This window comes from Mesorhizobium sp. B2-4-2, assembly GCF_006442845.1.
Lineage (GTDB): Bacteria > Pseudomonadota > Alphaproteobacteria > Rhizobiales > Rhizobiaceae > Mesorhizobium.
On record NZ_VFVM01000001.1, the window covers coordinates 80,112 to 104,097 of the forward strand.

Consider the following 23,986-nt stretch of genomic DNA (forward strand, 5'->3'; position numbering starts at 1 on the left):
ACTGGATCGGTCCCTAAACCCCGAACGGATAGGTCTCCGCGAGCTCACCGGCGTCCCATTGCGAGCTGCGCTCCAGCGGCTCAACCGCCCGCGTCTCGTCGAAATGCAGCAGCATGTCGAATTGCGCGGCAAGGTCGGCATGGAAGTAGTGGCTGGCCCGTTCGGTCTCAGGGCGGTAGATGACGCCGATCGCGCGCTCCAGGAGCCGTCGCGGCAGGGCTTCGCCGTCGCCGCGCAGATCGAGCTGGAAGCGATCGGCCGGGACAGCATGCAGCAGCGCCTCATAGCTGCGCGCCAGGGCAGGCCGGACAGCCTTGCGCTCCGCCGGACCGTCCCAGTTCGACGCGGCCGTCACCGTTCCTTGATACGTCGTGAAGCCGACGAGGAAGGCCTCGCGCTCATGCTTTTCGCGGATAAGCTGTCCGAGGTTGATTTCGCCATGCAGGCTCCTGTCTGTCGCCCTGGCGTCGCCAAGATGGGAGTTATGCGCCCAAACCACGATCTTCGGCGATCGCCCGAGCCGGCCGAGATGAGCGGTGAGAGCTTCGAACGTCTCGGCCATGTGCCGGTCACGCAGGTTCCAGGTCGATTCAGGCGCCAGGAACATGGCCCGATAATAGGCCTCCGCATTTTTTACGAGGCGGGCGTTTTGCTGCGCCGCGAAGAGTTCGTCCGCGACGGCGCCTTCGCGCGGCTCGGCCTTCGCCGGGCGCCGCTTCAGCATCTCGACCAGCTGTGCGACCACAGCCTCCTGGCAGGATTTGTCGACCTCATTGCCGGCTATGAAGCCATAAGCCTGCGGGTCAGGGCCGAAATGGTCGAAACAGGCATAGCGGCGACGCGCGATCTCCGCCGCGGCCGGGTCGGCCTTTTCGAGATAGCGTAGCACCGCCTTCATCGCGCCATGCAAGGCATAGAGGTCGAGCCCGTAGAACCCGGCTTTCGGATTGCCCTTGCCGGGCGCTTCATTGTGCCGGCGCAGCCATTCGACAAAATCGACGACGACCCTGTTCCGCCACATCCAGGTCGGGAAGCGTCGGAAATCGGCGAGCGCCTCTTCGGCGTCGATATCCCCGCCTGTTCCCTGAACATAGCGGTTGACCCGGTATGTGTCGGGCCAGTCGGCTTCGACAGCGACGGCGGCAAAATCCTGCTCCTCGATTAGCCGCCGCGTGATCCGCGCGCGCTCCTCATAGAACTCGTGTGTGCCGTGCGAAGCTTCACCGAGCAACACGAAGCGCGCCTCGCCGATCGCCGCCAAGAGCTCGTCGTAGTCTCGCGCGTCTCCGGAGAGCCGAACGACGTGCTTGTGCAATCGACTTGCCGTATTCTGCGGCGCATCGCGGCCGGACGGTGCGGTTGGTCGCCCCGCCTTGGCGAGAAGGGCGCGGACCTCGTCGTCGCTCGTTTGGGAGAAGTCTTCATACCAGCGCCCGACGCCGATGAGCGGCTGCGGCGTCGTCGCACAGACGACCTCGTCGGCCTCGCTCTCCATCGCCTCGCAGGTGTCGGGACTGCCGACCGGAACGGCCGCGACGATGCGGGCCGGCCGCTTTTCCCGCAGCGCCCTGACTGCCGCGCGCATGGTCGACCCAGTGGCGAGCCCATCATCCACGAGAATGACGGTGCGTTCCTCCACAAGGAGTGGCACCCGCTCGCCGCGATAGAGGTGCTCGCGGCGTAAAAGCTCCCTCTCCTCGCTGGCCGTGACCGCGTCGATGACATGGGGCGGCACGGCGAGGCCTTCGACGATCTCGTCGTTCAGGACGCGTACGCCGGAGGTCGCGATCGCGCCCATGGCCAATTCTTCGTAACCGGGAACGCCGAGCTTGCGCACGACGAAAACGTCGAGCGGTGCCTTCAATGCCTGTGCGACTTCGTAGGCGACAGGCACGCCGCCGCGCGGCAGCGCCAGCACGGTGACATCATCGCGCGCTGCGAAGTGGCCGAGCTTGCCAGCGAGAACGCGTCCGGCCTCGCGACGATCCGAAAAAACAATAGTCATGATCTCAAGCCCAATATTTACGCCGCGCCCGCCTTCTCGGGTCCCGCCGAGGCCACACGGGGCGGCAAGGCGTGGCGCAGGCACATCATTGGCGTGTTCGTCGCCAAGAGTTCGGGCGGCGGGCATTCCCAAGTCATCCACCACTGCGCCGATGCTCGGAAACGGCCTAATCCCCCAAGGGTTCCGTGTCGCTCCGGTGCGGCTAGTCCGGATCGCTCCAAAAGCGTTGCCTTTGTTTCCGGAGGGAACAAAGCGGCCTGCCGGAGATTGGGGCACGCAGGAGGAGTTTCCAATGGACAAGGAAGAACTCATAAAGCGACGAGCCTACGAGATCTGGGAGCGTGAAGGCCGCCCGCCGGGCCGAGAGCAGGAGCATTGGGACCAGGCCGTGCAGGAAATAGAGGCGGAAGGATCGGAAGCCGAGCGCGGTCCGGTGGTGCCCGATCCGACCATCGGCAGCGGGTCGGAGCCTCGAAGCTCCTGAAGCGACGTCACTTGCCGCCAAGGAGGAAAAATGCGTCGACCGACTGTTCATTCCGTCGACGCATTCGAGATGGCGTCTCGGTCAACGTCCGAGCAGCGCCCTGAGCCTGGCGAAGATATTGAAACCTTCGCCCATGGCGGCGCGCACGCGAACGGCGACCCACCCGGCTTTCATGGTCGCACCGACGTGGCAATCGCAGACGATGTTGTGCAACTGCCAGTTGGACAGTTCGAAAAAGCGCTTTGCCTCGCCATAGGTGTCGCCTTCCAGACCCTGCGCCCGCAGTATCGGATCTTCGAACGCGACGCTGATGGGGGATTGCACGCAGTAGGCGTTTTCGCGCATGTCGGGGCTCATATATTCGGTGCCCGGAAGCGCTCCGAGGCGCCGTTCAGGATGACGCTCAAGAAGACTTGCCCAGCGCTCCAGGCGTTGGTTCCGCGTCATTGTCGGGCACACCGTATCAACTTCCGCGATTGCGTGTAGTTGTTCGAGTGTATGGGACTTCATGGTCAGCTCCTGTTGATCCAGGTTCCTCCCGCTTCAAGGTGAGTCGCGAGATCACGACAGCGCGCTCGCCGTCGCCGCGCTCCGAACTCTTTGTTGTCGCTGAAGTTCCATCATTTTGAGAATTTGAAGGCCGGTGCGGCGGCAACTCGGCAAACCCCGGGGCCGTTGCGCCACCTCGGTCGGTGCTGGGTCAGCCCCTTCCAACTCCACGCTCCTGGCCCCGACCGCCTTTCGGCGCAGGAGTGTCGGTGTTCAATGCTGGAGATCGTCGGGCGGGTCCTCCAGGCTCCTGCTGGGGTGAATTTCGTTCGAGAGGGGGATATCCATCGTGCAGATCACCTCGGCATCGGTGAAGCGCAGCGAGCCAGCTCCGCCGATCTCGTAGGGCACCACCTTTTCGATCAGCTCGGATCCGAAGCCGCGTCGCGCAGGTATTGCTGCCGGACCATGCAGGTCCTCGATCCAGCGGATCTTCAGCTCCTGTCTGGCGGGCGTGCCATCCACTTTCCAGCTTACGCTGATTGATTTGTCGGCTGCCGACAGCGCGCCATATTTCATCGAGTTGGTGGCGAGTTCGTGGAAAGCCAGGCCCAAGGTCTCCGCCGCCTTTCCGGACAAGGAAATATCCGGGCCATCTATGGTGAACTGATCTTCGGTCCGGCCGCCTTGGGACGCAAGCTCGTCAAGGACAAGCATGTCAAGCTGCACGGTGGCCGAGGCCGATCGCATCAGCACATTGAGCGTGCGTGCGAGCGCATTGATGCGGCCCTCGAGGTGAAAGGCATAGTCCTCGACATTGTCGCTGTTTTCAACCGAGCGGCGAGCGATCGAACGGACAATGCTCAACGTGTTGCGAACGCGGTGCTGCAATTCGGCGGCAAATGCCTTCGTCACCTGGAGGCGGTCGCGTGTGACCTGGAGTTCGGCTTCGAGCCGGGCGATATGATCGTCACGTTCGTCCATCTGTTCATCGACATGGCTGAGCCGCATCGACGCGGAAGCATCGCGTTCTTCGGCGGACAGACCTTGCGGACGGGAGGGTGTACCCGCGACGTCCTTCTTGCGAGGTCTTTTTCCAGCCACCTGTCAGTCTTTCAACCGTTCCTCGATGATGCGCGGTGCCAGGCGCATCGTCTCGTCAACCTTTGGCTCGCGTTCACGCAAGCAGGATTGGCTTTCGTGCCGCCGCGCGCGGTTTTCAGCCGGCGGCGATGACACCGTCGAGCCGGCAGGAGCATTAATGCCGCCCCTGTCGGCGGAAATATGGAAGGCGATCGCAGCGGCCAACTCCCCAGCGATGTCATTGAGGTAGACCCCAGCAGATCGATCGTACCTGCCGAACCGCCGATCAAATCGCGCTTGGCCATCGCTCGCTACCGCTTCCGGTCACGCCGAACCGGCAGAAGCCGGCCAGGTTCCCTATGATGTTTCATTTTTGCGCTCCACTCGATGAGCCCGTGCCTGGTCATGCAAAAGGCTCCCTGGCGTCCAACAGATGAAGGTAGTCAGGATTGAAAAAGGCCGCCGCCTCCAGTTTCGCCAGGTTCTTGATCGTTACAGTGCCGTTGTTGAACGAAATGAGGCCGTCGCGCCTGAGATCCTGAAGCGTACGGTTGATGTGCACGTTCGAAAGACCGAGCGTATCGCCCAGGGTCGCCTGGGTTACCGGTAGGGGATAGCTCTTGCCGGCCGTTTCACCAATCGCGTGAAGCCTGTGGAACAGCTCGCAAAAAAGGTGCGCCATCCGCTCATAAGCAGTCCGCTGGCCGATGTTGACGACCCATTCGCGGGTGATCGCCTCGTCGAGCAGCGTGGTCCACCAGAGCGCACGCGTAAGATTGGGATAGCTGTTGGTGAAGCCGAGGATGGCGCTCTGCGGGATCACCGCAACCTTGGAGCGGCTGAGAGCACCGATCGAGTGGTCCATGCGCCGCAGCAGGAACACGTGAAGATCGCAAAGGTCGCCCGGCACCAAATAGGCAAGGATCTGTCGCCGACCGTCTTCGAGAATCTTGTAGCGGCAGGCAAATCCTTCGAGCAGCAGGTTGACCCCGCCTGTCCGGTCGCCCCTTTGGATGACGTCATCGCCGGCGGCGAATTCGGCGACCTTTGTTGTCGCGCTCTCGATGGCGTCGCATTCTTCCACGGACAGGACCGTGAAATTGGACAGCTTGCGGATAAGCGGGTGCCGCGCGGTCTTCGCTCTCAGGCCAACCGCCGGCTCGCTTCTCTCGTTCATCGCGTATCGTGTGCCGTCGCGGCAACGAACTCGACAATGCTGCCGAATTCCAGAGGCTTTTCAAATCGCCTGATCCCGCCGAGCTCTGCTGGAATGGCCGTCTGATCATAGCCGGTGGCGAAGGCGATCGGAACGCCTTTCGCCAACGACTCGCGGGCAATCTCGAATGTCTGCTCGCCGCGCAAGTTGATATCGAGAATCGCAAAATCGCATTGACCGCTGTTCAGCAATTCGATTGCGGGCTCGACCGTGGCGACCGGGCCGAGCACTGTCGCCCCTTGTGTGACCAGAGCCTTACGCAGGTCATCGGCGAGAAAATATTCGTCTTCCACGATCAAAACGCGAATCCCGCCCAGAAAGGCTGATTTCGCCGCTTCCCCGTCCATGGTGCAAGCACTCTCCCTTTGCGGCGGCCATCACTTGGGACACTATACCGCAACCCGCTGCACTCCCAGCTATATTTCCACCGATGCAGCGGAGGTGAACTCCAAAGCCACCGCCAGCCCCTATTTTCCTGAATCGACATCTTTTTCGTCTGCCGTTTTAACAATTGTGATGGCAGGTTTCGGTGTCCGTCAACACAGTGAGAAAAACGGGGAAATAAGGAGGAGGAACCGATGCCTGTGATCGATATGACCTCGAAGGAACTGATCCGGGCCATCGATCACTACATCAATTCCCGCAGAAATCTCGAATGGCCAATTTCCACGGCGCAGGCGGTGTCAGCCATCCGTTACGAACTGCCAGAATGCACTCTCTCCGACAAAGAACTGGCGGACATTGTTGCCAGCTCAGCAATTCAAAAGCATCGCAACATCGCATTTGACCTGCAGTCGTAGCCATGCTCATGCATGTCGCCCAAAACGCCTCGGTTTGGAACAAAGACATGCATGAAAACAGAAACCTGACACACGTCGCCCGCCTCGACGCATGCCGGGGCGGGCGCTTTGGAACATGCGGTCATTGAAGGACCTGGACGATTTTCCGGGTTTCCGGGTCGACCAGAACTGTTCGATTGTCGACCACGACGTAGCGGTATTTCACATCGGGAACTTCATGAAGTTCGACCGTATCAGGCACGGTGGATCCGACATTGAGTTCCACGCCGGGCAGCTGGACCGAGGCCAGCGGCTGCTTCTTCACATACTCCTTGATAACGGTTTCTTGCTCCGGCTGGATGACCACATCTTGCGCCGCGGCCGCTCCGGCCCCCGCAAGAAACAGGATGCCCACTGCCGTTCCCAGTAGATATTTTTCCACTTCTGTCTCCATCAGATGTTGCGCAGGGCGCCGAGCCGACGACGCCACCGGCATTTCGGCAGGTGCGCCCCATGCGCCGAACTTCGCAAAATGCCGGCAGTTCCATCCGCTCCGGAATATATTAGTCTGCGGTGGAACAATCGCGGGGCGGCAAAGTTTTGCCGCGAAGGGACTGCCATCCTAGGAGACCTCCCATGAGAACCACTCTGATAACCAGCATGCTAGCGCTTACCCTCGGATGTGGGGCGGCAATCGCGCAGACCCAGCAGCAGTCGGGCGAAGCGGCCCAATCGGGTGGGGCAGACACTTGCGCAGCCGGCTCGGCCGATTGCCAGAAGGGCGGCAGCACCGAGCAGCAGACGCAAGGCAAGGCCGGCATGAAGACCGACGAGCAGGCGCAAGGCAAAGCCGGAGCGAAGACCGATGAGCAGGCGCAAGGCAAGGCGGGCGTGAAGACCGATCAGCAGGCGCAAGGCAAGCCCCGCATGAAGACCGACGAGCAGGCGCAGGGCAAGGCCGGTACGACTACCGGTCAGCAAGCGCAGGGCAAGGCCGGTACGACGACCGATCAGCAAGCGCAGGGCAAGGCCGGTATGACAACCGACCAGCAGGCGCAGGGCAAGGCCGGTACGACTACCGATCAGCAAGCGCAGGGCAAGGCCGGTACGACTACCGACCAGAGTTCAACCGCTTCAATCAACAATATATCCGTCGAGCAGAAGACCGAAATCACCAACGTCATCCGCGAGACGAAGGTGGAACCGGTCTCGAACCTCGACGTGGACATTTCGGTCGGCGTGAAAGTGCCGAAGCAGAAGGTGCGGCTGCATCGACTTCCGCACCGGATCGTCGAAATCGTTCCTGCCTATGAGAGCTATGAATATTTCCTCCTGGCCGATGGCAGGATTGTTATTGTCGATCCGAACTCATATGAGATCGTCGCTATCCTGAGTTAGGAACCGAGCCGACTAACAAAAGCCCGCTCTCCATCGAAAGCGGGCTTTTGCGGCGCCTTCGGGCTCGAAAAATGTCAGTCGTGCGTCCCCTATTCACTCCGCTGCCATGTCGGGTGCCCGGCTTCGTACCGGGCCTAGCGCGTCGGCGTTCTGCACCAGTGCGCGCATGTAGCCCAATGCGAAGGCCTTGCCGGCGTGCCATGGCGCGTCGCAGGCCATCTCAGGCGTGTGATCGGGTATCATGACGCCTTGATAATTCTCGTCGCGCAGAATGCGCACGATCTCGGCCATGTCGATGTCGCCGTCGTCGACGAAGGTTTCGTGATATTTCGGCACTTTGCCCCGCACATTGCGGAAATGGATATAGCCGATGCGGCCACGCCGCGCGAAACGGCGCACATGGCTGTAGATCTCCTCGGTCTGCGGCATCTCCTGCAGCGAGCCGAGGCAGAGCTCCAGCCCGTTGGCGGGCGAGTCGACGATATCCATCAGCCGATCATATTTCTGCGGCCGGTTGACGAGGCGCGCCGTGCCGCGCAGCGCCTCGGCGGGTGGATCGTCCGGATGCGCAGCCATCACGACGCCGGCCTCTTCGGCCACCGGTACGATTTCGCGCAGAAAGACGCCAAGCCGTTCCCACAGTTCTTCTTGCGAGACCCTGACAGGCGCGGCGCCGGCTCGGCCCGGCCGGTAGCGCATATTCCAGACCACTCCGTCGGGCAGCGGCAGGTCGGGATCGATATTGGACAAATCGAGCCCCACGGACATGGCGTCGCCGCGCGCGAATGGCCCGCGCTGCCAGCCCCACACGCCCGCGATCGAGAAGTTGTAGCCTATGCAGGGAATGCCGGCCCGGCCGGCGTCACGCACCAGGCGCTTGAGGCCGTCGAGCTGCCTCGACCGATCGGGGCCGCCGAGCAGCACGTCGGACCAGAAGCGCGGCGACAGGTTTTCGATGCCGGCGATCTCCAGGCCGTTGTCGCGTACGGTTTTCACCAGTCCGGTGAAATCCTCGTAGCTCCACAATCCATCCGTTGAACAATCGCCCCAGCCATCCGTTTCGGTGCCGGCCGACAGCGAGGGATCGCGGCCGCGAAAATAGTTGGTCAGATGCGCAACGACATGCGTTGCGCCGGCCTGCCGGGCAAAGCGGAAATTCTCCGGCGTCAGCGAATCGCGATAGAGGCCAAGTCCGATCTTCATCCGCGTTACCCTACTTGACGCCGATGCCGGCGGTGAGGCCGCCATCGATCTTGTAGTCAGCGCCGGTGCAGAAGCCGGCTTTCGATGAACACAGGAAAGCGATGAGCTCCGCCACTTCCTCCGGCTCGCCGATGCGGCCGAGCGGATGGGCGGCGCCGAAGCGTCTGTAGGCTTCTTCGACATCGGCGTCGCTTCCATTGTCGCCACGCGCTGCCTTCTCGAGGATTGGCGTGCGGATCGAGCCCGGGCTGACCGAATTGACCCGGATGCCGGCCGCGGCATAGTCGAGCGCCAGCGAACGCGTCAGCGTGTGGATGGCGCCCTTGGTCGTGGCATAGGCGGCGACGTTCTGCTGGCAGGCGAACCCCTGCACCGAGGCGACATTGACGATGGCACCGCCGCCTCGGCGGATCATTTCGGGAATGCCGAAATGCGCGGTCAGGTAGATCGACCCGACATTGACCGTCATCGCCCGGTTCCAGGTTTCCCAGTCGGTGGTGGTCGCCGTGCCGTAGGGGTGGACCGCCGCCGAATTGACGATGATGTCGATGCCGCCGAACCTCGCGACGCCCGCTGCGACCGCGTCGCGCACCTGGTCGGAAACGGAGACATCCACCGTTTGCACCAGCGCATTCGCTCCGGCCTTGGCGAGGCTCTCCTGCATGGCGGCATTGGCCGCCCGGTCGATGCCGCAGGCGATGATCGCAGCGCCGCCTTGCGCCAGGCGACTCGCAGTGGCGAGCGCGATGCCGGTCGTGCCGGTGACCAGCGCCACCTTGTTCTCAAAATCAGACATGATGCAAATCCTTGGAAGATGCCGGACCCGGATGCACCGGGTTTGCCGCCGACATACGGGCGTTTTCGAGGTCGTCGGGAACGAAGCGCAAGCCAAAATCGAGATGCCGGCTCATCAGGTAGCAGTAGGCAATGCGGTCGCGCGCGCGCAGCGCCGCGATGATCTCGCCATGCGCGTGGCGTGTTTCGCTCAGCACCGGCCGGATGGATTTGCCGACGGTCATGATGTGCAGGATGACCGGCGACAGGAACTGATAAGTCTGCACCAGCATGCGGTTGCCGGCGAGCTTCATCAGCGCCAGATGGAAATCGAAATCGCGTTGCGCGGCTTCCTGGACATCCTTGCTGGTCTCGATCAGGCCATTGACCTCGTCCAGGGCTTCAAGTTCGGCGGCGCTGGCATTGAGGATGATGTGGTCGCCGACGCTCACTTCGATGATGCGGCGAAATCCTTGTATGTCGTGAAAGGACGTTTTCGATATGTCCATTTGCGCGGCGAAAAAATTCTGGATCGCGACATTCTGGCGATCGGCGAGCACCGCGCCGACGCGCGGCTTGGGATCGATCAGCCCATAGGTTCGGATGGTGCGCAGCGCCTCGCGTATCGTGTTGCGGCTGGCGCCGAACAGTTCGCCAAGCTCCCGTTCGGTGGGCAGCACATCGCCGATGGACATGGCGCGATTGCGGATGAGGTCGAGGATCTGCCGCACGGTCTGGTCGACGGCGGAACTGCTGATCCCGGCTTCGTCTGCCGCCTCCATCGAATCGTGGCTCGCCTGTTCCACCGCAGAACTCCTTGCTATTTGTTGGACCACCCTAGGGCTCGATCCACAGGAAATCAACTGTATGGCGAAGGAAAGGTTCTGTTGACAGGCTTGTGGTCCGACAATATGGTCGCCGCCAACCCTGAGGAGGCTTCATGGAACAGTGCTGGCGCTGGTATGGTCCCGATGATCCGGTGACGCTTGAACATGTCAGGCAGGCCGGCGCCACCGGCGTTGTCTCCGCGTTGCACCAGATCTATGACGGCCGCGCCTGGCCTGAGGCCGATGTGCTCGAGCGCAAGCGGATCATCGAGGCGGCTGGCCTGAAATGGTCGGTCGTCGAGAGTATTCCGGTGCACAATTCCTTCAAGATCGGCGCGCCCGAGCGCGAGCGCTATGCCGGCTACTACCGCGACAGCATCCGGGCGCTCGCCAAGGCCGGCATCGAGACTATCTGCTACAATTTCATGCCGGTGGTGGACTGGACCCGCACCGACCTAATGTATCGCCTGCCGACAACCGGCTATGCGCTGCGCTTCGATGCGATCGATTTCGCGGCCTACGATCTTTTCGTGCTGCAGCGCAAGAACGGTGCGGCAAGCTATACGCCGGCGCGTATCGCCGAGGCCGAGAAGCGGCTGAAGATGCTGACGCCAGAGCAGATCGACCGGATCGAGCGCAACCTCATTGCCGGCCTGCCGGCGACCGAACGCAGCTATAACAGGGACAGTTTTCGCGAAGCCCTGGCTGAGTACGATTCGATCGGGCCGAAGGAGTTGCGCGACAACCTCGCCTGGTTCCTGCGCGAGATCATTCCGGCGGCCGAAGAGGAGGGGGTGCGCATGTGCATCCATCCCGACGACCCGCCATTCTCGCTCTACGGCCTGCCGCGCGTGGTTTCGACGGCACAGGACGCGCGTTTCATCCTCAACGCCGTCGACAGTCCCGCCAATGGACTGACCTTCTGCACCGGCTCCTATGGCACGCGCGCCGACAACGACATCGTCGCCATGGTCAAGGAATTCGCCGACCGCATCCATTTCGTCCACCTGCGCAACATCACCATCGAAGAGGACGGCTCGTTCTATGAAGCCGAGCATCTCGAAGGCGGCACCGACATGGCGCACGTCATCCTGGCTCTGATGCAGGAAGAAAAGCGTCGTCGCGAGCAAGGCCGGGCCGACTGGCAAATCCCGATGCGGCCGGACCATGGGCATCTGCTTGCCGACGACATCGGCAAGAAAAAGATCAACCCCGGCTATTCGCTTATCGGACGGCTCAAGGGGTTGGCTGAACTGCGCGGCATCATGCGCGCCGTGGAGCGTTTCGATCTGGCTTGAACCCTGCATCGGCCAGTCGGGAGGATGTGTGTGCTTTTTGCGCAAATGAAAACAAGTTGCGCATATGAAAAATGGTGCTAGTGTCGATGGCGAGCCGGCTATTGCCGGTGCCGGGAGGATTTGAGTGGCATGACGAAGCTGCGCGGACTGGCGTGGGATCATAGACGATGCTGGGGTCCGCTGGACGCCAGCATCGAGTCCTATTGCGCCGCGCATCCCGGCCTGGAGATCCAATGGGACCGCCGCAGCCTCTATGAATTCGGTGAGGGCGCCCTCGGTCCGGTGCTCGGCACTTACGATCTGGTCGTGTTCGACCATCCCTTCATCGGCGATATCGCCCAGGATGAACTGATGGTCCCGTTCGACGCTTATCTGTCGGCCGAACAGATCCATTTCTTCGAACGTGACTCAGTCGGGGCGTCCTGGCGCTCCTACCAGAAGAACAGCCGTCAGTGGGCGCTGCCGATCGATGCCGCCTGCCAGGTCGCCTCCTATCGGCCGGATTTGCTGGAGCGCTACGGGCCGGTGCCCAGCACGCACCAGGACGTGCTGGAGCTTGGCCGGCGCGCGCGCAGCGACGGCAAGTGGCTCGGCCTGCCCTTCGTGCCGACCGACGCCATGTGTCTGCTTCTGACGCTTGGCCGTCCCCAGGAAGATGGCGAGCAATTCATCGCGAAGGAAATGGTCGAGCAGGCGATTGCGCAATTGCGCGAGCTTGTCGCGCTTTCGCACCCGGACTCGTCGAAATGGAATCCGATCCGCTGCTACGACCACATGATCGCGCATGACGACGTTGTCTACGTGCCGTTCGCCTTCGGCTATGTGAATTACGCCTCGAAACCCGACAGGCCCCATCTGCGCTTCGCCGACGTGCCCACCCCGCAAGCCGCCGGCGCCTTGCTCGGCGGTGCCGGCATCGGCGTCAGCGCCCAATCGAAGCACAAGCAGGCCGCGATCGACTACGCACTGTTCCTGTGCTCGCCCGAATACCAGCGCGGCGACTATGTGAAATCTGGCGGACAACCGGGTTCGCTGGCTGCCTGGAAGGATGCCGGGGTCAATGGTCTTTCCGGCGATTTCTTCGGCTCGACGCTGCGGACGATCGCCTCGTCCTATCTGCGTCCGACCCATCCGGGCTTCATCGCCTTCTTCCGCGAATGCGCGCCGCATGCCGCCGCAGCCATAGCCGGTGACATGTCGGCGACCGAACTCGCAGGCCACGTCAACAGCCTCTACCGCGAAACCAGGCAAGTCCAGCCGGAACGGAGCGTCGCCTGATGGCCGCCAGCGTTGCCGAGACGCTCGACGAGGGCGAAAGCGGCCGCAACGGCTATCGCGTGCCGGCGGTGGAGAAGGCGCTCGACGTTCTGGAATTCATGGCCTCCAGCGCCGAAACGCTGACCCAGACCGAGATCGCGACCGGCCTCGGCCGCTCCATTCACGAGATCTACCGTATCCTGCTTCTGCTGGAGAAACGGGGCTATATCTTTCGCACGCAATCGGACCGTTTCCGGCTGTCGCTGAAGCTGTTCGAACTGGCGCACATGCATCCGCCGGTAAACCGGCTGGTGGAATGCGCTCTGCCGGTGATGCGCGAATTGACCGCCAATGCCGACCAGAGCTGCCATCTCGTGGTGCGCGAGGGCCAGAACGCACTGGTGGTTTTGCAGATCGATTCGCCGCTGCCGATGCGCTACTCGGTAGCACTCGGGTCGCATTTCCCGATCCTCGAAACAAGTTCGGGTGCCGTGCTGCTCGCCCATTCGAACCGGGCCGAGCGCGACCGCATCGTCGAGCGCATCGTGGCCGCCGGTGAGGGCCAGGGCACGCGGGCCGAAATCGAGGCGCGGCTGAACGAGGTCGCCAGGCTCGGCTACGAGATGCGCGCTTCCTTGGCCGTTGCGGCCTGCACCAACATCTCCATGCCTGTGCACGATCACACCGGTGCCGTCATCGCCGCGCTAACCGTGCCGCTGCTGCCGCAGAAGGCGGCGCGGTTCGACAGCGAAATCGTCTTCGAACGCACCCGCGCCGCCGCCGAGAAGATATCGGCGGCACTCGGCTGGGGCGAAGCCACCAACTCCTTACGTGCCGACCCGGAACGGCGGGACTATCCGTTCAGCGACTAACAAAAGCGATAAATCTGGGAGAAGAAAATGCTCTGGTCCAAGTCAATCCTGTTTGCGTCCGCCGCCGTGCTGGCGCTCGGCGCCGCCGCCGCGCATGCCGAGAACATGCCCAAGCGCATCGGCTACGTCACCAACTACGCCACCCATGAGTGGTATCAGAACGTCATCAAGGGCATGAAGGCTCACGGCAAGGAACTCGGCATCGAGGTCGAGGTGCAGGATGCCAATCTCGACATAGCCAAGCAGGTTGCCGCGGCCGAAGACTTCATCGCCAAGGGCGTCGACGTGCTGATCATCACCCCGGTGAACGAAGAAGGCGTGGTGCCGCTGCTGCGCCAGGCCAAGGCCGCCAACGTGCCGGTCGTGCTGGAAGGCAATCCGGTCAAGGGCATGACGACCATGGTCGCCATCTGCGACTACGACACCGGCTATTTCTCCGGCGTCGAGGCCGGCAAATACGCGAAGGAAAAGCTCGGCGGCGTTGCCAAGGTGATGAATGTCGGCCTGCCGCTGCTTTCCGCCACCGTGCTGCGCTCGCACGGCTTCATGGACGGGCTGAAGACCATCATCCCCGATGCGGTCATGGTCCACGATCTCGACGGCGGCGGCAATCCGGACCGCGCTCTCGAAGTGTCCTCCGCGGCACTGGCCAAGAACGCCGATATCAACATCATCTACGGCATCAATGATTCGTCTTCGTTGGGTGGCCTGCAGGCCTGGAAAGCGGCGGGCAAGTCGCAGGATGGCCTGTTGACGGTCGGCACGGGCGGCGAAGGGCTTGCCTTCATCAACGCGATGCAGAACGAGCCTTCCTACCGCATCGAAGCCGCGATGTTCCCCGAGAAGGAAGGCTTTACCGCCATCGATGCCGCGGTGAAGCTTTTCAACAATGAGGAAGTGCCGGAGCACATCGTCAGCCCGACCGCGCCGATGAACGGCGACGATTGGAAGAAGTTCTATGACTATGACGGCACCACCCGCACCATCAAATGGGATGCCGTCAACGCGCTGCAGCCGCCGGCAAAGTGCATGAAGACCTCCGCCGACCTGAAGAAATAAGGCCGGCCGATATCGCCCTTCCCGTGTTGCGGGAAGGGCAGGCGGCCAGGACCTTTCGGTGGCCAAGACAAATGCCGGGTTCGACACGACAGGTTCCAGAGGGACCAGGCAAACGGCCGGGAATGGACTGAAATGAGCGAGCTTACACAGGCCTCCGCGTCGAAGCGTTTCATCGGCGGCAACCTTCTGGGCAGCAGCCAGCTCGTGCTGGGCGCAATCCTGGCCGTGCTGTGCATCGCCATCTCGATCGCGGCGCCGCAATTCTATTCGGAGGCCAACATCATCGCCATCCTGCGCCAATGCGCTCTGGTGCTGATCGTCGCCTCGGGCATGACCATGCTCATCATCACCGCCGAGGTCGACTTGTCGGTCGGCGCGTCGCTCGCCTTCGTCGGCTGCATCGGCATGGCGGTGCTCAATTCCACCCATAGTCTTACGCTCGGCATGCTGGCGGCGCTCGCCTTTGCCGGCGGGGTCGGCCTGTTCAACGGGCTGGTCGTCACCAGGCTCAGGGTGAATTCGCTGATCGCCACCATCGGCACGATGATGATGCTGCAGGGCGGCGTCTATCTCTTCACGCGCGAGGCGGTGCAGAACCACAACCAATTGGCAAACTTCACCGATCTCGGCGCCGGTTATGTCGGCCCCGTGCCGGTTCCCGTCATCCTGGCGGCGCTGATCTTCGTGGTTGCCTATGTGACGCTGCGCTTCACCACGCTCGGCCGCTACCTCTACGCGGTCGGCGCCAATGAAAAGGCGGTGCGCCTGTCAGGCATTCGCTCGGAACGGCTCAAGCTGTTGGCCTTCGTCGTCACCGGCCTGTGCGTCGGTGTTGCCGGCATGATCCTGTCGTCGCTGATGAATGCCGGCCAGCCGACCGCCGGCCGTGGCTTCGAGCTGACGGTGATTGCCGCCGTCATCCTCGGCGGCACCAGCCTGCTTGGTGGCCGCGGTTCGCTGTTCGGTACCTTGCTTGGCGTTCTGGTGCTGAAGGTGATCGACAACGGCATCATCATCCTCGGCTGGAACCAGGATTTGCAGATGGTGGTGCCGGGCATCGTCATCATCCTGGCAACCTATCTCGACATCATCCGGAACAGAGCCAATGTCCGTTGATTTCCTGCATCCTGGCGAAGGCGCGGCCATCGATACCGATGTGCCGGCGCTGGAATTGCGCGGCATCGGCAAGCGCTTTCCCGGCGTCGTGGCGCTCGACAATGTCGACTTCACCCTGGAGCCCGGCAAGATCCATGCGCTGATGGGCGAGAACGGCGCCGGCAAGTCGACGCTGATCAAGATCATGGCCGGCGTCTACGGCAAGGACGCCGGCTCCATTCGCATGCGCGGACGCGAGGTCGACATCAAGTCGCCGCGCGACAGCTTGAAGCAAGGCATCAAGGTCGTGTTCCAGGAGATCGCGCTGATCTCCGAATTCACCGTTGCCGAGAATATCTTCCTGGAAGGCTATCCGACCGGCAGGACGGGCTCCATCGACTGGAAGAAGATCCGCGCCGATTCAGCCGCGCTCTTCGACCGCATCGGCTTCAACGTCGATCCGGCGGCGCGCACCGGCTCGCTGCCGGTCAGTCAGCAGCAGATGGTCGAGATCGCCCGCGCGCTCGCTCATGAAGCCCGAGTGGTGGTGATGGACGAGCCGACATCCTCGCTGACGCCGAACGAGGTTTCGCTGCTGTTCACCGTCATCCGCCGGCTTGCCGGCCTTGGCATCGCGGTGGTCTATGTCAGCCACAAGCTCGACGAAGTGTTCGAGATCGCCGACACGGTGACGGTGCTGCGCGACGGGCGCCACATCTCGACCAAGCCGATCGGCGAGCACACCAACGACACGCTGATCCAGGACATGATCGGCCGGCGCATCGAAAATCTGTTTCCCCGCAAGCGTGGCGCACCGGCTAGCAAGGTAGCCCTGTCAGTGGACAAGCTCAGCACGGCGAAGAAGCTCAACGGCGTGTCCTTCGAGGCGCGCGCCGGCGAGGTGCTCGGCTTCTTCGGGCTGATGGGCGCCGGTCGCACCGAACTCGCCAAGGCGATCGTCGGTTACGATCCGATCACTTCGGGCACGATCACCGTCGACGGCCAGCGCCTCTCGCCGCACGATACGCGCACCGGCGTCAGGTTAGGTATCGGTCTGCTCACCGAGGATCGCAAGAGCGAAGGGCTGATGGGCGAGCTGCCTGTCTACCAGAATGCCAGCCTCGCCTCGCTCGGCGCCTTCGCCCGCATGGGCTTCGTCGATAGGGCCAGGGAACACAAAGCGGTGCAGGATTACGTCGACCGCTTCCGCATCAAGACGCCCAGCCTGTTCCAAGAGGTGAAAAACCTCTCAGGCGGTAACCAGCAGAAGGTGCTGATCTCGCGCTGGCTGATGCGTGGCCTCAAGGTCATCGTCGTCGACGAGCCGACCCGCGGCATCGATGTCGGCGCCAAGTCGGAGATATTCGCCTTGATCGACCGGCTCGCCGGCGAAGGCCTGGCGGTCATCATGATGACGTCGGAAATGCCGGAGCTACTCGGTCTTGCCGACAGGGTCGCGGTGATGTGCGAAGGCCGCCTGACCGCGATCATGCCGCGCGACGAAGCCACGCAGGAGAAGATCCTCAATGCGGCGATCGGATAAGACATGAGCGTTGTGAATACAGTCTCCGCGAAAGCCCGGCCGTCCATGCTGGCGCGGCTCTTTGCCCGGCAGGAACTGGCGCTGCTGGTCTGCCTCGTGCTGGTGCTGGCTTTCTTCTCCGTTACCGTCGAGAATTTCTTCTCCGTGCGCAACATGACCAATGTGCTCGGCCAGGCCTCGCTCGCGCTCACCGCCGGCATTGGCTGCGCCATCGTCTTCATTTCCGGCGAGGTCGATATTTCGATCGGATCGCTGCTGGCGACCATTGCACTGCCGCTGATCATCATCATGAACGACACCAATTCGCTGCTGCTCGGCGTCGGCGGCGCGCTGTTGTTCGGGCTGATCATCGGTGTCGTCAACGGCTATCTCACCGCCTATGCCGGCATCAACTCGCTGATCGTGACGCTGGGCACGATGTTCATCATGCGCGGCGGCGTCTATCTCTACACTGGTCAGCGCGCGATCCCTGACGATGCCAGCCTCGACAGCTTCATCGCGCTGTCGGATGGCCGCCTGTTCAACGTCATCCCCTATTCGGCCGTCATCGCCATCGTCCTGCTCGCCGCCTTCGCCTACATGATGCAGCACCGGCCGTTCGGACGGCAAATCTATGCCGTCGGCGGCAATCAGGAAGTGGCCCGTCTTGCAGGCTACGACGTGCGGCGGGTCAAGTTCATCTGCTTCATCATCAGCGCGCTGCTGGCGACGGTCGCCGGCATCATCCTGGCCGCGCGGGTCGGCTCGGCACAGCATACGGCGGGGCTCAATTTCGAATTCCAGGTGGTTGCCGCCACCGTGCTCGGCGGGGTCAGCCTTGCGGGGGGCATCGGCAGCCTGACCGGCATGGCGCTGGGCGTGCTGATCCTGCAATTCCTGTCCAACGGCCTGCGCGGGCTTGGCCTGCCGACCGAGTGGCAGTTGGTCATCACCGGCATGATCATCATTGCCGCGGTCGCCCTTGATGAAGCGAAACGCCGGCGTGCGAATGGAGGCTGAAGATGGCTCGTCTTGAAGCAAAAATCGCCGTCATCACTGGTGCGGCCGACGGGATCGGCCACGCGATCACGCAAGCGATGGCGCGCGAAGGGGCGCATGTCTTCCTGGGCGACATCGCCGACAGCGCTGGTGAGGATTTCGCGGCCGCACTTCGCGCCGCCGGCCACCGCGCCGACTATCTGCATTGCGACGTTTCGCAGGAGGCCGACATTTCAGGCCTCATCGACAGTGCCGTCAAAAAGACGGGACGCCTCGACATCCTCGTCAACAACGCGGCCATTGCCATTGGCGGCATGCCGGTGCACGAGATGACCGACGAGCAGTGGCACCGGCTGATAGCAGTCAACCTGACCAGCGTGTTTCGCGGCTGTAAATACGCGCTGCCGCACATGATCGCGCAGAAATCGGGCTCGATCATCAACATGGCCTCCGCGCAAGGCCACATCGGGCTTGATGGCTGGACCGCCTATGCCGGTGCCAAGGGCGCGGTCATGGCGATGACACGCCAGATGGCGGTTGAATTCGGGCCGCTGAACATCCGCGTCAATTCGATCTCGCCGGGCACCATCAACACGCCGATGAACGACAAACTCATCAAGGAGATCGGCGGCAATCTTGCCAAGGCCTGGGTCAAGATGCATCCGCTCGGCCGTATCGGCGAGCCTTCGGAAGTGGCCGAGGCCGCCGTCTATCTTGCCTCCGATGCCGCCGGCTTCACCACCGGCACCGACCTGCGCGTCGATGGCGGGCTGACGGCGGCGCCGCGCTACGTTCCCGAACTGCTTTGAAAATTTTGAAACGAGACATGACATGAACAAGGCCCTCGAAGGCGTCCGCATCCTCGATTTCAGCCATCTGCTGCAGGGGCCGTTCGCTACCCAGCTGCTCGGCGACATGGGCGCCGATGTCATCAAGATCGAGCGCGCCGGCGCCGGCGACATGTTCCGTGGCATGACCTTCTTCGCCAAATGGGTCGGCGGCTCGGAGAGCCCGAACTTCCTCGCCTGGAACCGCAACAAGCGTTCGATCGCGCTCAACCTGAAGAGCCGCAAGGTGCATGCCATCATCATGGAAATGGCGAAAAGCGCCGACGTGGTGGTGCAGAACTTCCGCCCAGGCGTGCTGGCCAAGCTCGGCTATGGTTATGAGGATTTCAAGACCGTCAATCCGCGCATCATCTATTGCTCGGGCTCGGGCTATGGCGAGGAAGGGCCTTATGTCGAGCGCCCCGGCCAGGACATGCTGATCCAGGGGCTCGCAGGGCTGATCGCCAACACCGGCCGCGGCGATCAAGCCCCGGTTCCCGCCGGCGCCGGCCTCGCCGACCAGATCGGCGCCATGAACATGGTCTACGGCATCCTGTCGGCGCTCTATTATCGCGAGAAGACCGGCAAGGGCCAGAAGATCGAGGTCAACCTGCTGGCCGGCCTTTTGGCGCACCTCAACCAGGAATATGTCGCGGTGCTCAACCTTGGTGAGGACTTCGTGCGGCCGAATTCCGGGATCGGCCATCCCGGCATGCAGGCGCCGTTTGGCATCTACGAGACCAGCGACGGCGGCTACGTGTCGATCGCCATGAGCCCGTTCAAGACGCTCTACGAGGTGCTGGAGGCGCCGCAGCTTGCCGTCTACGACGATCTCAAGACTTTGTTCGACAAGCGCGATGAAGTCTTCGAGAAGGTGAATGCCGAGACCAGGAAATTCGCCACGCAGGATTTGTTGGCGCGGCTGCTGGCAGCCGATATCTGGTGCGCCGAGGTGAAGGATATCCGCCGCGCCGCTGAGGACCCGCAGGTCAAGCACATGGGCATGATCACCAGCTACGACCATCCGCGCGGCGGCAAGGTGCAGGTGGTCGCCCCGGCGGTCAAGATGAGCGAGACGCCCGCGACCATAGAACGGCCGGCGCCGCTGGTCGGCCAGCACGGCCGCGAGATCCTGGCCGAGTTCGGCCTCTCCAAGGACGAGATCGCCGCATTGGAGGCGTCCGGTGACATGACCGTGGACGCCGCCTGACGATGCGCGCCTACCAGACACTCACGGTCGAAACCGCGGGCCGGGTCGCGATCGTCACCTTCCGCCGCGCCGATCAGCTCAACGCCATGAACCGGCTGATGCAAGGCGAGATCACTGAAACCTTCGAGTCGCTATCCGGCGATGCAAGCATCGGGGCGATCGTGGTGACAGGGGAAGGGCGCGGCTTCATGGCCGGCGCCGACATCAAGGAATACGCCGCCCAGACCGGACCGGAATTCGACATTTTCCAGGCTGCCGGCATGCGCATGTACGCGGCCATCGAGAACAACCGCAAACCGGTGATCGCGGCGGTCAACGGCTTCGCGCTGGGCGGCGGCATGGAGCTGGTGCTGTGCTGCGACCTCGTCATCGCCAACCAATTCGCCAAGCTCGGCCTGCCGGAAATCAAGCTCGGGCTGATCCCCGGCGGCGGCGGCACGCAACGCAGCGTGGCCAAGCTCGGCCGCAACCGCGCCAATTTCCTGCTGATGACCGGCGCCATCGTCCCGGCCTCGGAATTCGTCGCTGCCGGTCTGGTCAACGAGATCGTCGAGGTCGACCGGCTGATGCCGCGCGCGCTGGAACTGGCCGAAATGATCGCCGCCGAGCCTGCTGCCGCAATCGAGGGACTGAAGGCGCTGACGGCGCATGCCGTGTCCGGTGATCTGGACGATGGGCTCACCATGGAGCGCGACATATTGGGTGAGCTCTATCGCAGCGAGATCGGCCAGCAGCGCGTCAAGGAGTTCGCCGAGCGGAGCACGACAAAGGCAAAGAAGGGCGGGCCGTGAACGCGGGCGACGATTATCGCGGATTGGGCTGGGCGCATGGCGCGCTGACTGTCCAGCGGCTTGGCGCGATGCTGGCGCCGGTTACGTTCATTCTGGAGGACGGTCGGCAGGTTTCGCCGATGCACATTGCGCCGTGGTCGAACGAGCCGCAGGCGCAAGCGCTGCCAGGCATCCTGCGCAAGTTGCGCGGCGAATGGCCCTGCGTGCCCTTCGGCTATTCGGTGCCGGCCGATGGATGGTCCGAGGACTGGGCTCGGGTGATGGGCTCGCCGGAGGAGGGCGAGGAAGCCCATGGCCATAGCTCCAACCATGACTGGCAATGGCGCGAGAGCGCCAAAGGATCGTTGTCACTGACACTCGCCTATCCAGCCGGAAGCCCGGTCGGGCGTGTCGAGCGGACGGTGACGCCCGATCCGTCGATGCCAGCCGTCGACGTTGAATTCAAGATCGTCGTTCGCCATGCCTGCCGATTGCCGATCGGCTTGCATCCGGTGTTCCGGCTGCCAGCGGAGATCGGCGCCGCCGCGCTGGAACTTGGTTCCTTCGATCACGGTCGCACCTATCCACACGATGTCGAAACTAGCGCTGAACTGTTCGCCCGGAACGCGTCCTTCACTGACTTGTCGAGCGTACCGGCCCGCGCGGGCGGCATGGCTGATGCTTCGCGACCGCCGCTGGTGGCCGACACGGAGGAATTGTTGCAGATCGAGGGCCTGGATGGCACGGTGGCGCTCGCCAATCATGCGGACGGGTACCGCGTGAAACTTTCCTGGCAGAAGGAGCATTTCCCGAGCCTTTTGCTCTGGTACTCCAATCGTGGCCGCAAAGCAGCACCCTGGAACGGGCGCCATGTCGCCATCGGCATCGAGCCGATCTGCTCACCCTTCGGCCTCGGACCGGCGACCGCGCTGGCCGACAATCCCATCGCCCAATCCGGCATTGCGACGGCGTTGGAATTCTCACCCGAAAGGCCGTTCGTGACCCGCTATCGCATCGAGGCTTCCCCACTGTGACGAACTGTGCCGCAACGTCCCTGGTAAAGCCGAACAGGCCGCGCTTCACCGATGTCGAGGGACTGGCCGCGATGGTTGGCCATGGTGACTCGCTTGGCGTGGGCGGCCACCATTTCGCACGCCTGCCGATCGCATTGCTGCGCGCGATCGCGCTGTCCGGCATCAGGGACTTGCACTACGTCTGCTGGGCCGGCGGGTTGCCTCTCGAAATGCTGCTCGAAGCGGATGCTGTGGCGCGTATCGACCTCTGCTTTTCCAGCCTCGACATTTTTGGCTTGCCGCCCCGGTTTCGGGCCGCTGCCGAGAGCGGCGCGATACCGGTTCGCGATTGGACGGCGCTGGCCATGATCCAGGCGCTGCGGGCGGCGCAGCAGAACCTGCCCTCGATGCCGTTCCAGCTTCCGCTGGGATCGGGCATGCTGGCGCGCGTGCCGGGTGCGAGCGCCAGACCTGATCCGATTGCCGGTACCGAAAACGGATTCGTCCCGCCGCTGCGGCTCGACACATTCGTCGTCCATGCCCAGCGCGCCGATGAAAGCGGCAATGTGCAGATCATCGGGCCCCGCGCGCTGGACTTCGCCATGGCGGGTGCGGCGCGCAAGGTGCTGGTCACGGTCGAGGAAATCGTGCCGGGCGGGACGCTGCGCCAGGACGGCCGCCAGAGCGTGCTGACCCGCAACCAGGTTTCGGCGATTGCGCTGGCGCCGGCCGGCGCCTATCCGGCCTCGTGCCTGCCGTTTTACGTCACGGATTATCAGCTATTGTCGGAGGCGTTCGCCGACCGGCAAACGCCTTTGGCGGACAATCTGCGCCCGCCTTCCGAGGGCGTGCCGAAGCCGTTGCAAACAGCCGCGAAGGTTCGAGCTGACACAGTGCTTGCCATGCCGGCGCTTGCGCGCGCCGAAGAGAAAGCATCCGTCGACGAGATCATCGCCGCTCGCATCGCCGCCGAACTCACCAATGAGAGCTTCGCCAGCGCGGGTGCGGTCTCGCCGCTGGCCAATGTCGCCTATCGCCTGGCCAAGGCGACGCACGCGCCGGACATGATCATCGCGACGATGAGCTGCGGCCATCTCGACATCGCGCCGAGCCCGATGATCCTCTCGCTGATCGAAAGCTTCGATTGCGAAACGGCTGTCGCGCATGCCGGCGGCGACGACACCTACTCGACCTATTACCAGGCCGGCGCGGTGACGCACGAGATCGTCGGCGCGGCACAGGTCGACCGGCGCGGCCGCGTCAACACGATCGCACTGCGCAAACCAAGCGGCGGCCTCATCCGGTTGCCGGGGCAAGGCGGCATGGCCGATGTCGCCAACATGCACCGCGATTACCTGCTCTACATCCCCCGCCACTCGATCCAGTCGCTGGTGGACGAGGTCGAGATCGTCAGTTCCGCCCGGGGGTTGCTGACGGCGGCCGAACGCGAGCCGATGGGCTATCGCACCGGCAGGGCGCTGGTCTTCACTGATCTCTGCGTCTTCCGGCTCGACGAGACTTCGAGGGAATTGATCGTCATCGAAACCATGCCGGGCGTTACGCAGCAGCAGATCCGTGACGCCACCGGATTTGCGGTGTCGTTCGACGCCTGTTGCCGCGAGGTCTCGCTGCCTTCCGACAGCACGCTCGCCATCTTGCGAAACCGCATCGACCCGCTCGGTCTGCGCCGTCTGGAGTTCGTCAGCGCCAAGGAGCGCGGCGCGCTGATCGCCGAGATTCTTGAAGCCGACCGCGCGATGGTCGAACGCTGCATCGCCGCGCAGACGGCGCTTGTCGAAAGCTGAG

25 protein-coding genes are annotated in these 23,986 nt (G+C 63.0%); 15 read left to right on the forward strand and 10 right to left on the reverse strand.

The features are described 5' to 3' along the window. Positions 1-13: 13 nt before the first annotated feature. Positions 14-2,005 (reverse strand): erythromycin esterase family protein, encoded by a 1,992-nt coding sequence (locus FJ942_RS00410; RefSeq protein ID WP_246676633.1) that lies wholly within the window; start codon positions 2,003-2,005, stop codon positions 14-16. 292 nt (positions 2,006-2,297) lie between these two features. On the opposite strand from FJ942_RS00410, the gene FJ942_RS00415 reads away from it, so the two are divergent. After that, positions 2,298-2,489 (forward strand): DUF2934 domain-containing protein, encoded by a 192-nt coding sequence (locus tag FJ942_RS00415; protein ID WP_140497466.1) that lies wholly within the window; start codon positions 2,298-2,300, stop codon positions 2,487-2,489. A gap of 81 nt (positions 2,490-2,570) precedes the next feature. On the opposite strand, the gene FJ942_RS00420 is transcribed toward FJ942_RS00415, so the two are convergent. The 5 genes from FJ942_RS00420 to FJ942_RS00440 all read right to left on the reverse strand — a co-directional run bounded on the left by FJ942_RS00420 (position 2,571) and on the right by FJ942_RS00440 (position 5,624). Then, positions 2,571-2,999: a hypothetical protein gene (locus FJ942_RS00420; protein WP_140515225.1), complete on the reverse strand. Its 429-nt coding sequence runs from the start codon at positions 2,997-2,999 to the stop codon at positions 2,571-2,573. A 252-nt stretch (positions 3,000-3,251) separates the two neighbouring features. Then, the gene (locus FJ942_RS00425) at positions 3,252-4,082 is read right to left on the reverse strand and encodes a sensor histidine kinase (protein WP_140819019.1); all 831 of its coding nucleotides are present in this window, start codon (positions 4,080-4,082) and stop codon (positions 3,252-3,254) included. A gap of 3 nt (positions 4,083-4,085) precedes the next feature. Further along, on the reverse strand, positions 4,086-4,286 hold the full coding sequence (locus tag FJ942_RS00430; RefSeq protein WP_140819017.1) for a hypothetical protein: 201 nt from the start codon (positions 4,284-4,286) through the stop codon (positions 4,086-4,088). Between the two features lie 178 nt (positions 4,287-4,464). Continuing rightward, positions 4,465-5,238 carry a Crp/Fnr family transcriptional regulator gene (locus tag FJ942_RS00435; RefSeq protein WP_140896927.1) on the reverse strand — a complete coding sequence of 258 codons (774 nt, stop codon included), beginning with the start codon at positions 5,236-5,238 and terminating at the stop codon, positions 4,465-4,467. Then, on the reverse strand, positions 5,235-5,624 hold the full coding sequence (locus FJ942_RS00440) for a response regulator (RefSeq protein WP_140655479.1): 390 nt from the start codon (positions 5,622-5,624) through the stop codon (positions 5,235-5,237). Before FJ942_RS00440 ends, FJ942_RS00435 begins: the two co-directional genes overlap by 4 nt. Positions 5,625-5,855: 231 nt before the next feature. Here FJ942_RS00440 and FJ942_RS00445 point away from each other — a divergent pair, with 231 nt between their 5' ends. Further along, positions 5,856-6,077 (forward strand): hypothetical protein, encoded by a 222-nt coding sequence (locus tag FJ942_RS00445; protein ID WP_140497477.1) that lies wholly within the window; start codon positions 5,856-5,858, stop codon positions 6,075-6,077. Positions 6,078-6,198: 121 nt separating this feature from the next. Here FJ942_RS00445 and FJ942_RS00450 read toward each other — a convergent pair whose 3' ends face one another. Next, the gene (locus tag FJ942_RS00450; protein WP_224519082.1) at positions 6,199-6,498 is read right to left on the reverse strand and encodes a DUF1236 domain-containing protein; all 300 of its coding nucleotides are present in this window, start codon (positions 6,496-6,498) and stop codon (positions 6,199-6,201) included. 377 nt (positions 6,499-6,875) lie between these two features. On the opposite strand from FJ942_RS00450, the gene FJ942_RS00455 reads away from it, so the two are divergent. Beyond that, the gene (locus FJ942_RS00455; RefSeq protein WP_246679624.1) at positions 6,876-7,454 is read left to right on the forward strand and encodes a DUF1236 domain-containing protein; all 579 of its coding nucleotides are present in this window, start codon (positions 6,876-6,878) and stop codon (positions 7,452-7,454) included. Positions 7,455-7,547: 93 nt separating this feature from the next. Here FJ942_RS00455 and FJ942_RS00460 read toward each other — a convergent pair whose 3' ends face one another. The 3 genes from FJ942_RS00460 to FJ942_RS00470 are packed head-to-tail and all read right to left on the reverse strand — an operon-like array spanning position 7,548 to position 10,237. Next, complete coding sequence (locus FJ942_RS00460; protein ID WP_140515229.1) at positions 7,548-8,657, reverse strand: mannonate dehydratase; 1,110 nt, start codon at positions 8,655-8,657, stop codon at positions 7,548-7,550. A gap of 10 nt (positions 8,658-8,667) precedes the next feature. Further along, positions 8,668-9,453 (reverse strand): SDR family oxidoreductase, encoded by a 786-nt coding sequence (locus FJ942_RS00465; RefSeq protein WP_140897063.1) that lies wholly within the window; start codon positions 9,451-9,453, stop codon positions 8,668-8,670. After that, the gene (locus FJ942_RS00470; RefSeq protein WP_224671760.1) at positions 9,446-10,237 is read right to left on the reverse strand and encodes a FadR/GntR family transcriptional regulator; all 792 of its coding nucleotides are present in this window, start codon (positions 10,235-10,237) and stop codon (positions 9,446-9,448) included. Before FJ942_RS00470 ends, FJ942_RS00465 begins: the two co-directional genes overlap by 8 nt. Positions 10,238-10,371: 134 nt before the next feature. Between FJ942_RS00470 and uxuA the strand changes: the two genes are divergently transcribed. The 12 genes from uxuA to FJ942_RS00530 all read left to right on the forward strand — a co-directional run bounded on the left by uxuA (position 10,372) and on the right by FJ942_RS00530 (position 23,985). Further along, entirely contained in the window at positions 10,372-11,556 is a 1,185-nt protein-coding gene (gene uxuA / locus FJ942_RS00475) for a mannonate dehydratase (protein ID WP_140525113.1), read from the forward strand. Between the two features lie 129 nt (positions 11,557-11,685). Then, entirely contained in the window at positions 11,686-12,834 is a 1,149-nt protein-coding gene (locus tag FJ942_RS00480) for an extracellular solute-binding protein (protein ID WP_140564404.1), read from the forward strand. Then, positions 12,834-13,685, forward strand: coding sequence for an IclR family transcriptional regulator (locus FJ942_RS00485; protein ID WP_140564403.1), 852 nt, complete (start codon positions 12,834-12,836; stop codon positions 13,683-13,685). Before FJ942_RS00480 ends, FJ942_RS00485 begins: the two co-directional genes overlap by 1 nt. A 27-nt stretch (positions 13,686-13,712) precedes the next feature. Then, complete coding sequence (locus tag FJ942_RS00490) at positions 13,713-14,744, forward strand: sugar ABC transporter substrate-binding protein (protein ID WP_027027652.1); 1,032 nt, start codon at positions 13,713-13,715, stop codon at positions 14,742-14,744. Between the two features lie 132 nt (positions 14,745-14,876). Next, positions 14,877-15,860 carry an ABC transporter permease gene (locus FJ942_RS00495; RefSeq protein ID WP_140515234.1) on the forward strand — a complete coding sequence of 328 codons (984 nt, stop codon included), beginning with the start codon at positions 14,877-14,879 and terminating at the stop codon, positions 15,858-15,860. After that, positions 15,850-17,382 carry a sugar ABC transporter ATP-binding protein gene (locus tag FJ942_RS00500; protein WP_140564402.1) on the forward strand — a complete coding sequence of 511 codons (1,533 nt, stop codon included), beginning with the start codon at positions 15,850-15,852 and terminating at the stop codon, positions 17,380-17,382. The genes FJ942_RS00495 and FJ942_RS00500 overlap by 11 nt, the downstream gene beginning before the upstream one ends. Before the next feature lie 3 nt (positions 17,383-17,385). Beyond that, on the forward strand, positions 17,386-18,381 hold the full coding sequence (locus FJ942_RS00505) for an ABC transporter permease (RefSeq protein WP_140515236.1): 996 nt from the start codon (positions 17,386-17,388) through the stop codon (positions 18,379-18,381). A 2-nt stretch (positions 18,382-18,383) separates the two neighbouring features. After that, positions 18,384-19,169: an SDR family oxidoreductase gene (locus FJ942_RS00510; protein WP_140497497.1), complete on the forward strand. Its 786-nt coding sequence runs from the start codon at positions 18,384-18,386 to the stop codon at positions 19,167-19,169. Between the two features lie 22 nt (positions 19,170-19,191). Then, on the forward strand, positions 19,192-20,397 hold the full coding sequence (locus FJ942_RS00515) for a CaiB/BaiF CoA-transferase family protein (protein ID WP_140515238.1): 1,206 nt from the start codon (positions 19,192-19,194) through the stop codon (positions 20,395-20,397). Between the two features lie 2 nt (positions 20,398-20,399). Next, positions 20,400-21,188: an enoyl-CoA hydratase/isomerase family protein gene (locus tag FJ942_RS00520; RefSeq protein WP_140497502.1), complete on the forward strand. Its 789-nt coding sequence runs from the start codon at positions 20,400-20,402 to the stop codon at positions 21,186-21,188. Next, a complete protein-coding gene (locus FJ942_RS00525; RefSeq protein WP_140897064.1) occupies positions 21,185-22,201 on the forward strand; it encodes a hypothetical protein in 1,017 nt (338 codons plus the stop codon). Before FJ942_RS00520 ends, FJ942_RS00525 begins: the two co-directional genes overlap by 4 nt. Further along, positions 22,198-23,985 (forward strand): CoA-transferase, encoded by a 1,788-nt coding sequence (locus FJ942_RS00530; RefSeq protein WP_140897065.1) that lies wholly within the window; start codon positions 22,198-22,200, stop codon positions 23,983-23,985. Before FJ942_RS00525 ends, FJ942_RS00530 begins: the two co-directional genes overlap by 4 nt. Position 23,986 lies beyond the last annotated feature (1 nt).

What these genes read in the sequence shown, in the direction of transcription:
- FJ942_RS00410 (WP_246676633.1), bottom strand. Translation starts at nt 2,005, where the DNA reads ATGACTATTGTTTTTTCGGATCGTCGCGAGGCCGGACGCGTTCTCGCT.
- FJ942_RS00415 (WP_140497466.1), top strand. Translation starts at nt 2,298, where the DNA reads ATGGACAAGGAAGAACTCATAAAGCGACGAGCCTACGAGATCTGGGAG.
- FJ942_RS00420 (WP_140515225.1), bottom strand. Translation starts at nt 2,999, where the DNA reads ATGAAGTCCCATACACTCGAACAACTACACGCAATCGCGGAAGTTGAT.
- FJ942_RS00435 (WP_140896927.1), bottom strand. Translation starts at nt 5,238, where the DNA reads ATGAACGAGAGAAGCGAGCCGGCGGTTGGCCTGAGAGCGAAGACCGCG.
- FJ942_RS00440 (WP_140655479.1), bottom strand. Translation starts at nt 5,624, where the DNA reads ATGGACGGGGAAGCGGCGAAATCAGCCTTTCTGGGCGGGATTCGCGTT.
- FJ942_RS00445 (WP_140497477.1), top strand. Translation starts at nt 5,856, where the DNA reads ATGCCTGTGATCGATATGACCTCGAAGGAACTGATCCGGGCCATCGAT.
- FJ942_RS00455 (WP_246679624.1), top strand. Translation starts at nt 6,876, where the DNA reads ATGAAGACCGACGAGCAGGCGCAAGGCAAAGCCGGAGCGAAGACCGAT.
- FJ942_RS00460 (WP_140515229.1), bottom strand. Translation starts at nt 8,657, where the DNA reads ATGAAGATCGGACTTGGCCTCTATCGCGATTCGCTGACGCCGGAGAAT.
- FJ942_RS00465 (WP_140897063.1), bottom strand. Translation starts at nt 9,453, where the DNA reads ATGTCTGATTTTGAGAACAAGGTGGCGCTGGTCACCGGCACGACCGGC.
- uxuA (WP_140525113.1), top strand. Translation starts at nt 10,372, where the DNA reads ATGGAACAGTGCTGGCGCTGGTATGGTCCCGATGATCCGGTGACGCTT.
- FJ942_RS00480 (WP_140564404.1), top strand. Translation starts at nt 11,686, where the DNA reads ATGACGAAGCTGCGCGGACTGGCGTGGGATCATAGACGATGCTGGGGT.
- FJ942_RS00485 (WP_140564403.1), top strand. Translation starts at nt 12,834, where the DNA reads ATGGCCGCCAGCGTTGCCGAGACGCTCGACGAGGGCGAAAGCGGCCGC.
- FJ942_RS00490 (WP_027027652.1), top strand. Translation starts at nt 13,713, where the DNA reads ATGCTCTGGTCCAAGTCAATCCTGTTTGCGTCCGCCGCCGTGCTGGCG.
- FJ942_RS00495 (WP_140515234.1), top strand. Translation starts at nt 14,877, where the DNA reads ATGAGCGAGCTTACACAGGCCTCCGCGTCGAAGCGTTTCATCGGCGGC.
- FJ942_RS00500 (WP_140564402.1), top strand. Translation starts at nt 15,850, where the DNA reads ATGTCCGTTGATTTCCTGCATCCTGGCGAAGGCGCGGCCATCGATACC.
- FJ942_RS00505 (WP_140515236.1), top strand. Translation starts at nt 17,386, where the DNA reads ATGAGCGTTGTGAATACAGTCTCCGCGAAAGCCCGGCCGTCCATGCTG.
- FJ942_RS00510 (WP_140497497.1), top strand. Translation starts at nt 18,384, where the DNA reads ATGGCTCGTCTTGAAGCAAAAATCGCCGTCATCACTGGTGCGGCCGAC.
- FJ942_RS00515 (WP_140515238.1), top strand. Translation starts at nt 19,192, where the DNA reads ATGAACAAGGCCCTCGAAGGCGTCCGCATCCTCGATTTCAGCCATCTG.
- FJ942_RS00520 (WP_140497502.1), top strand. Translation starts at nt 20,400, where the DNA reads ATGCGCGCCTACCAGACACTCACGGTCGAAACCGCGGGCCGGGTCGCG.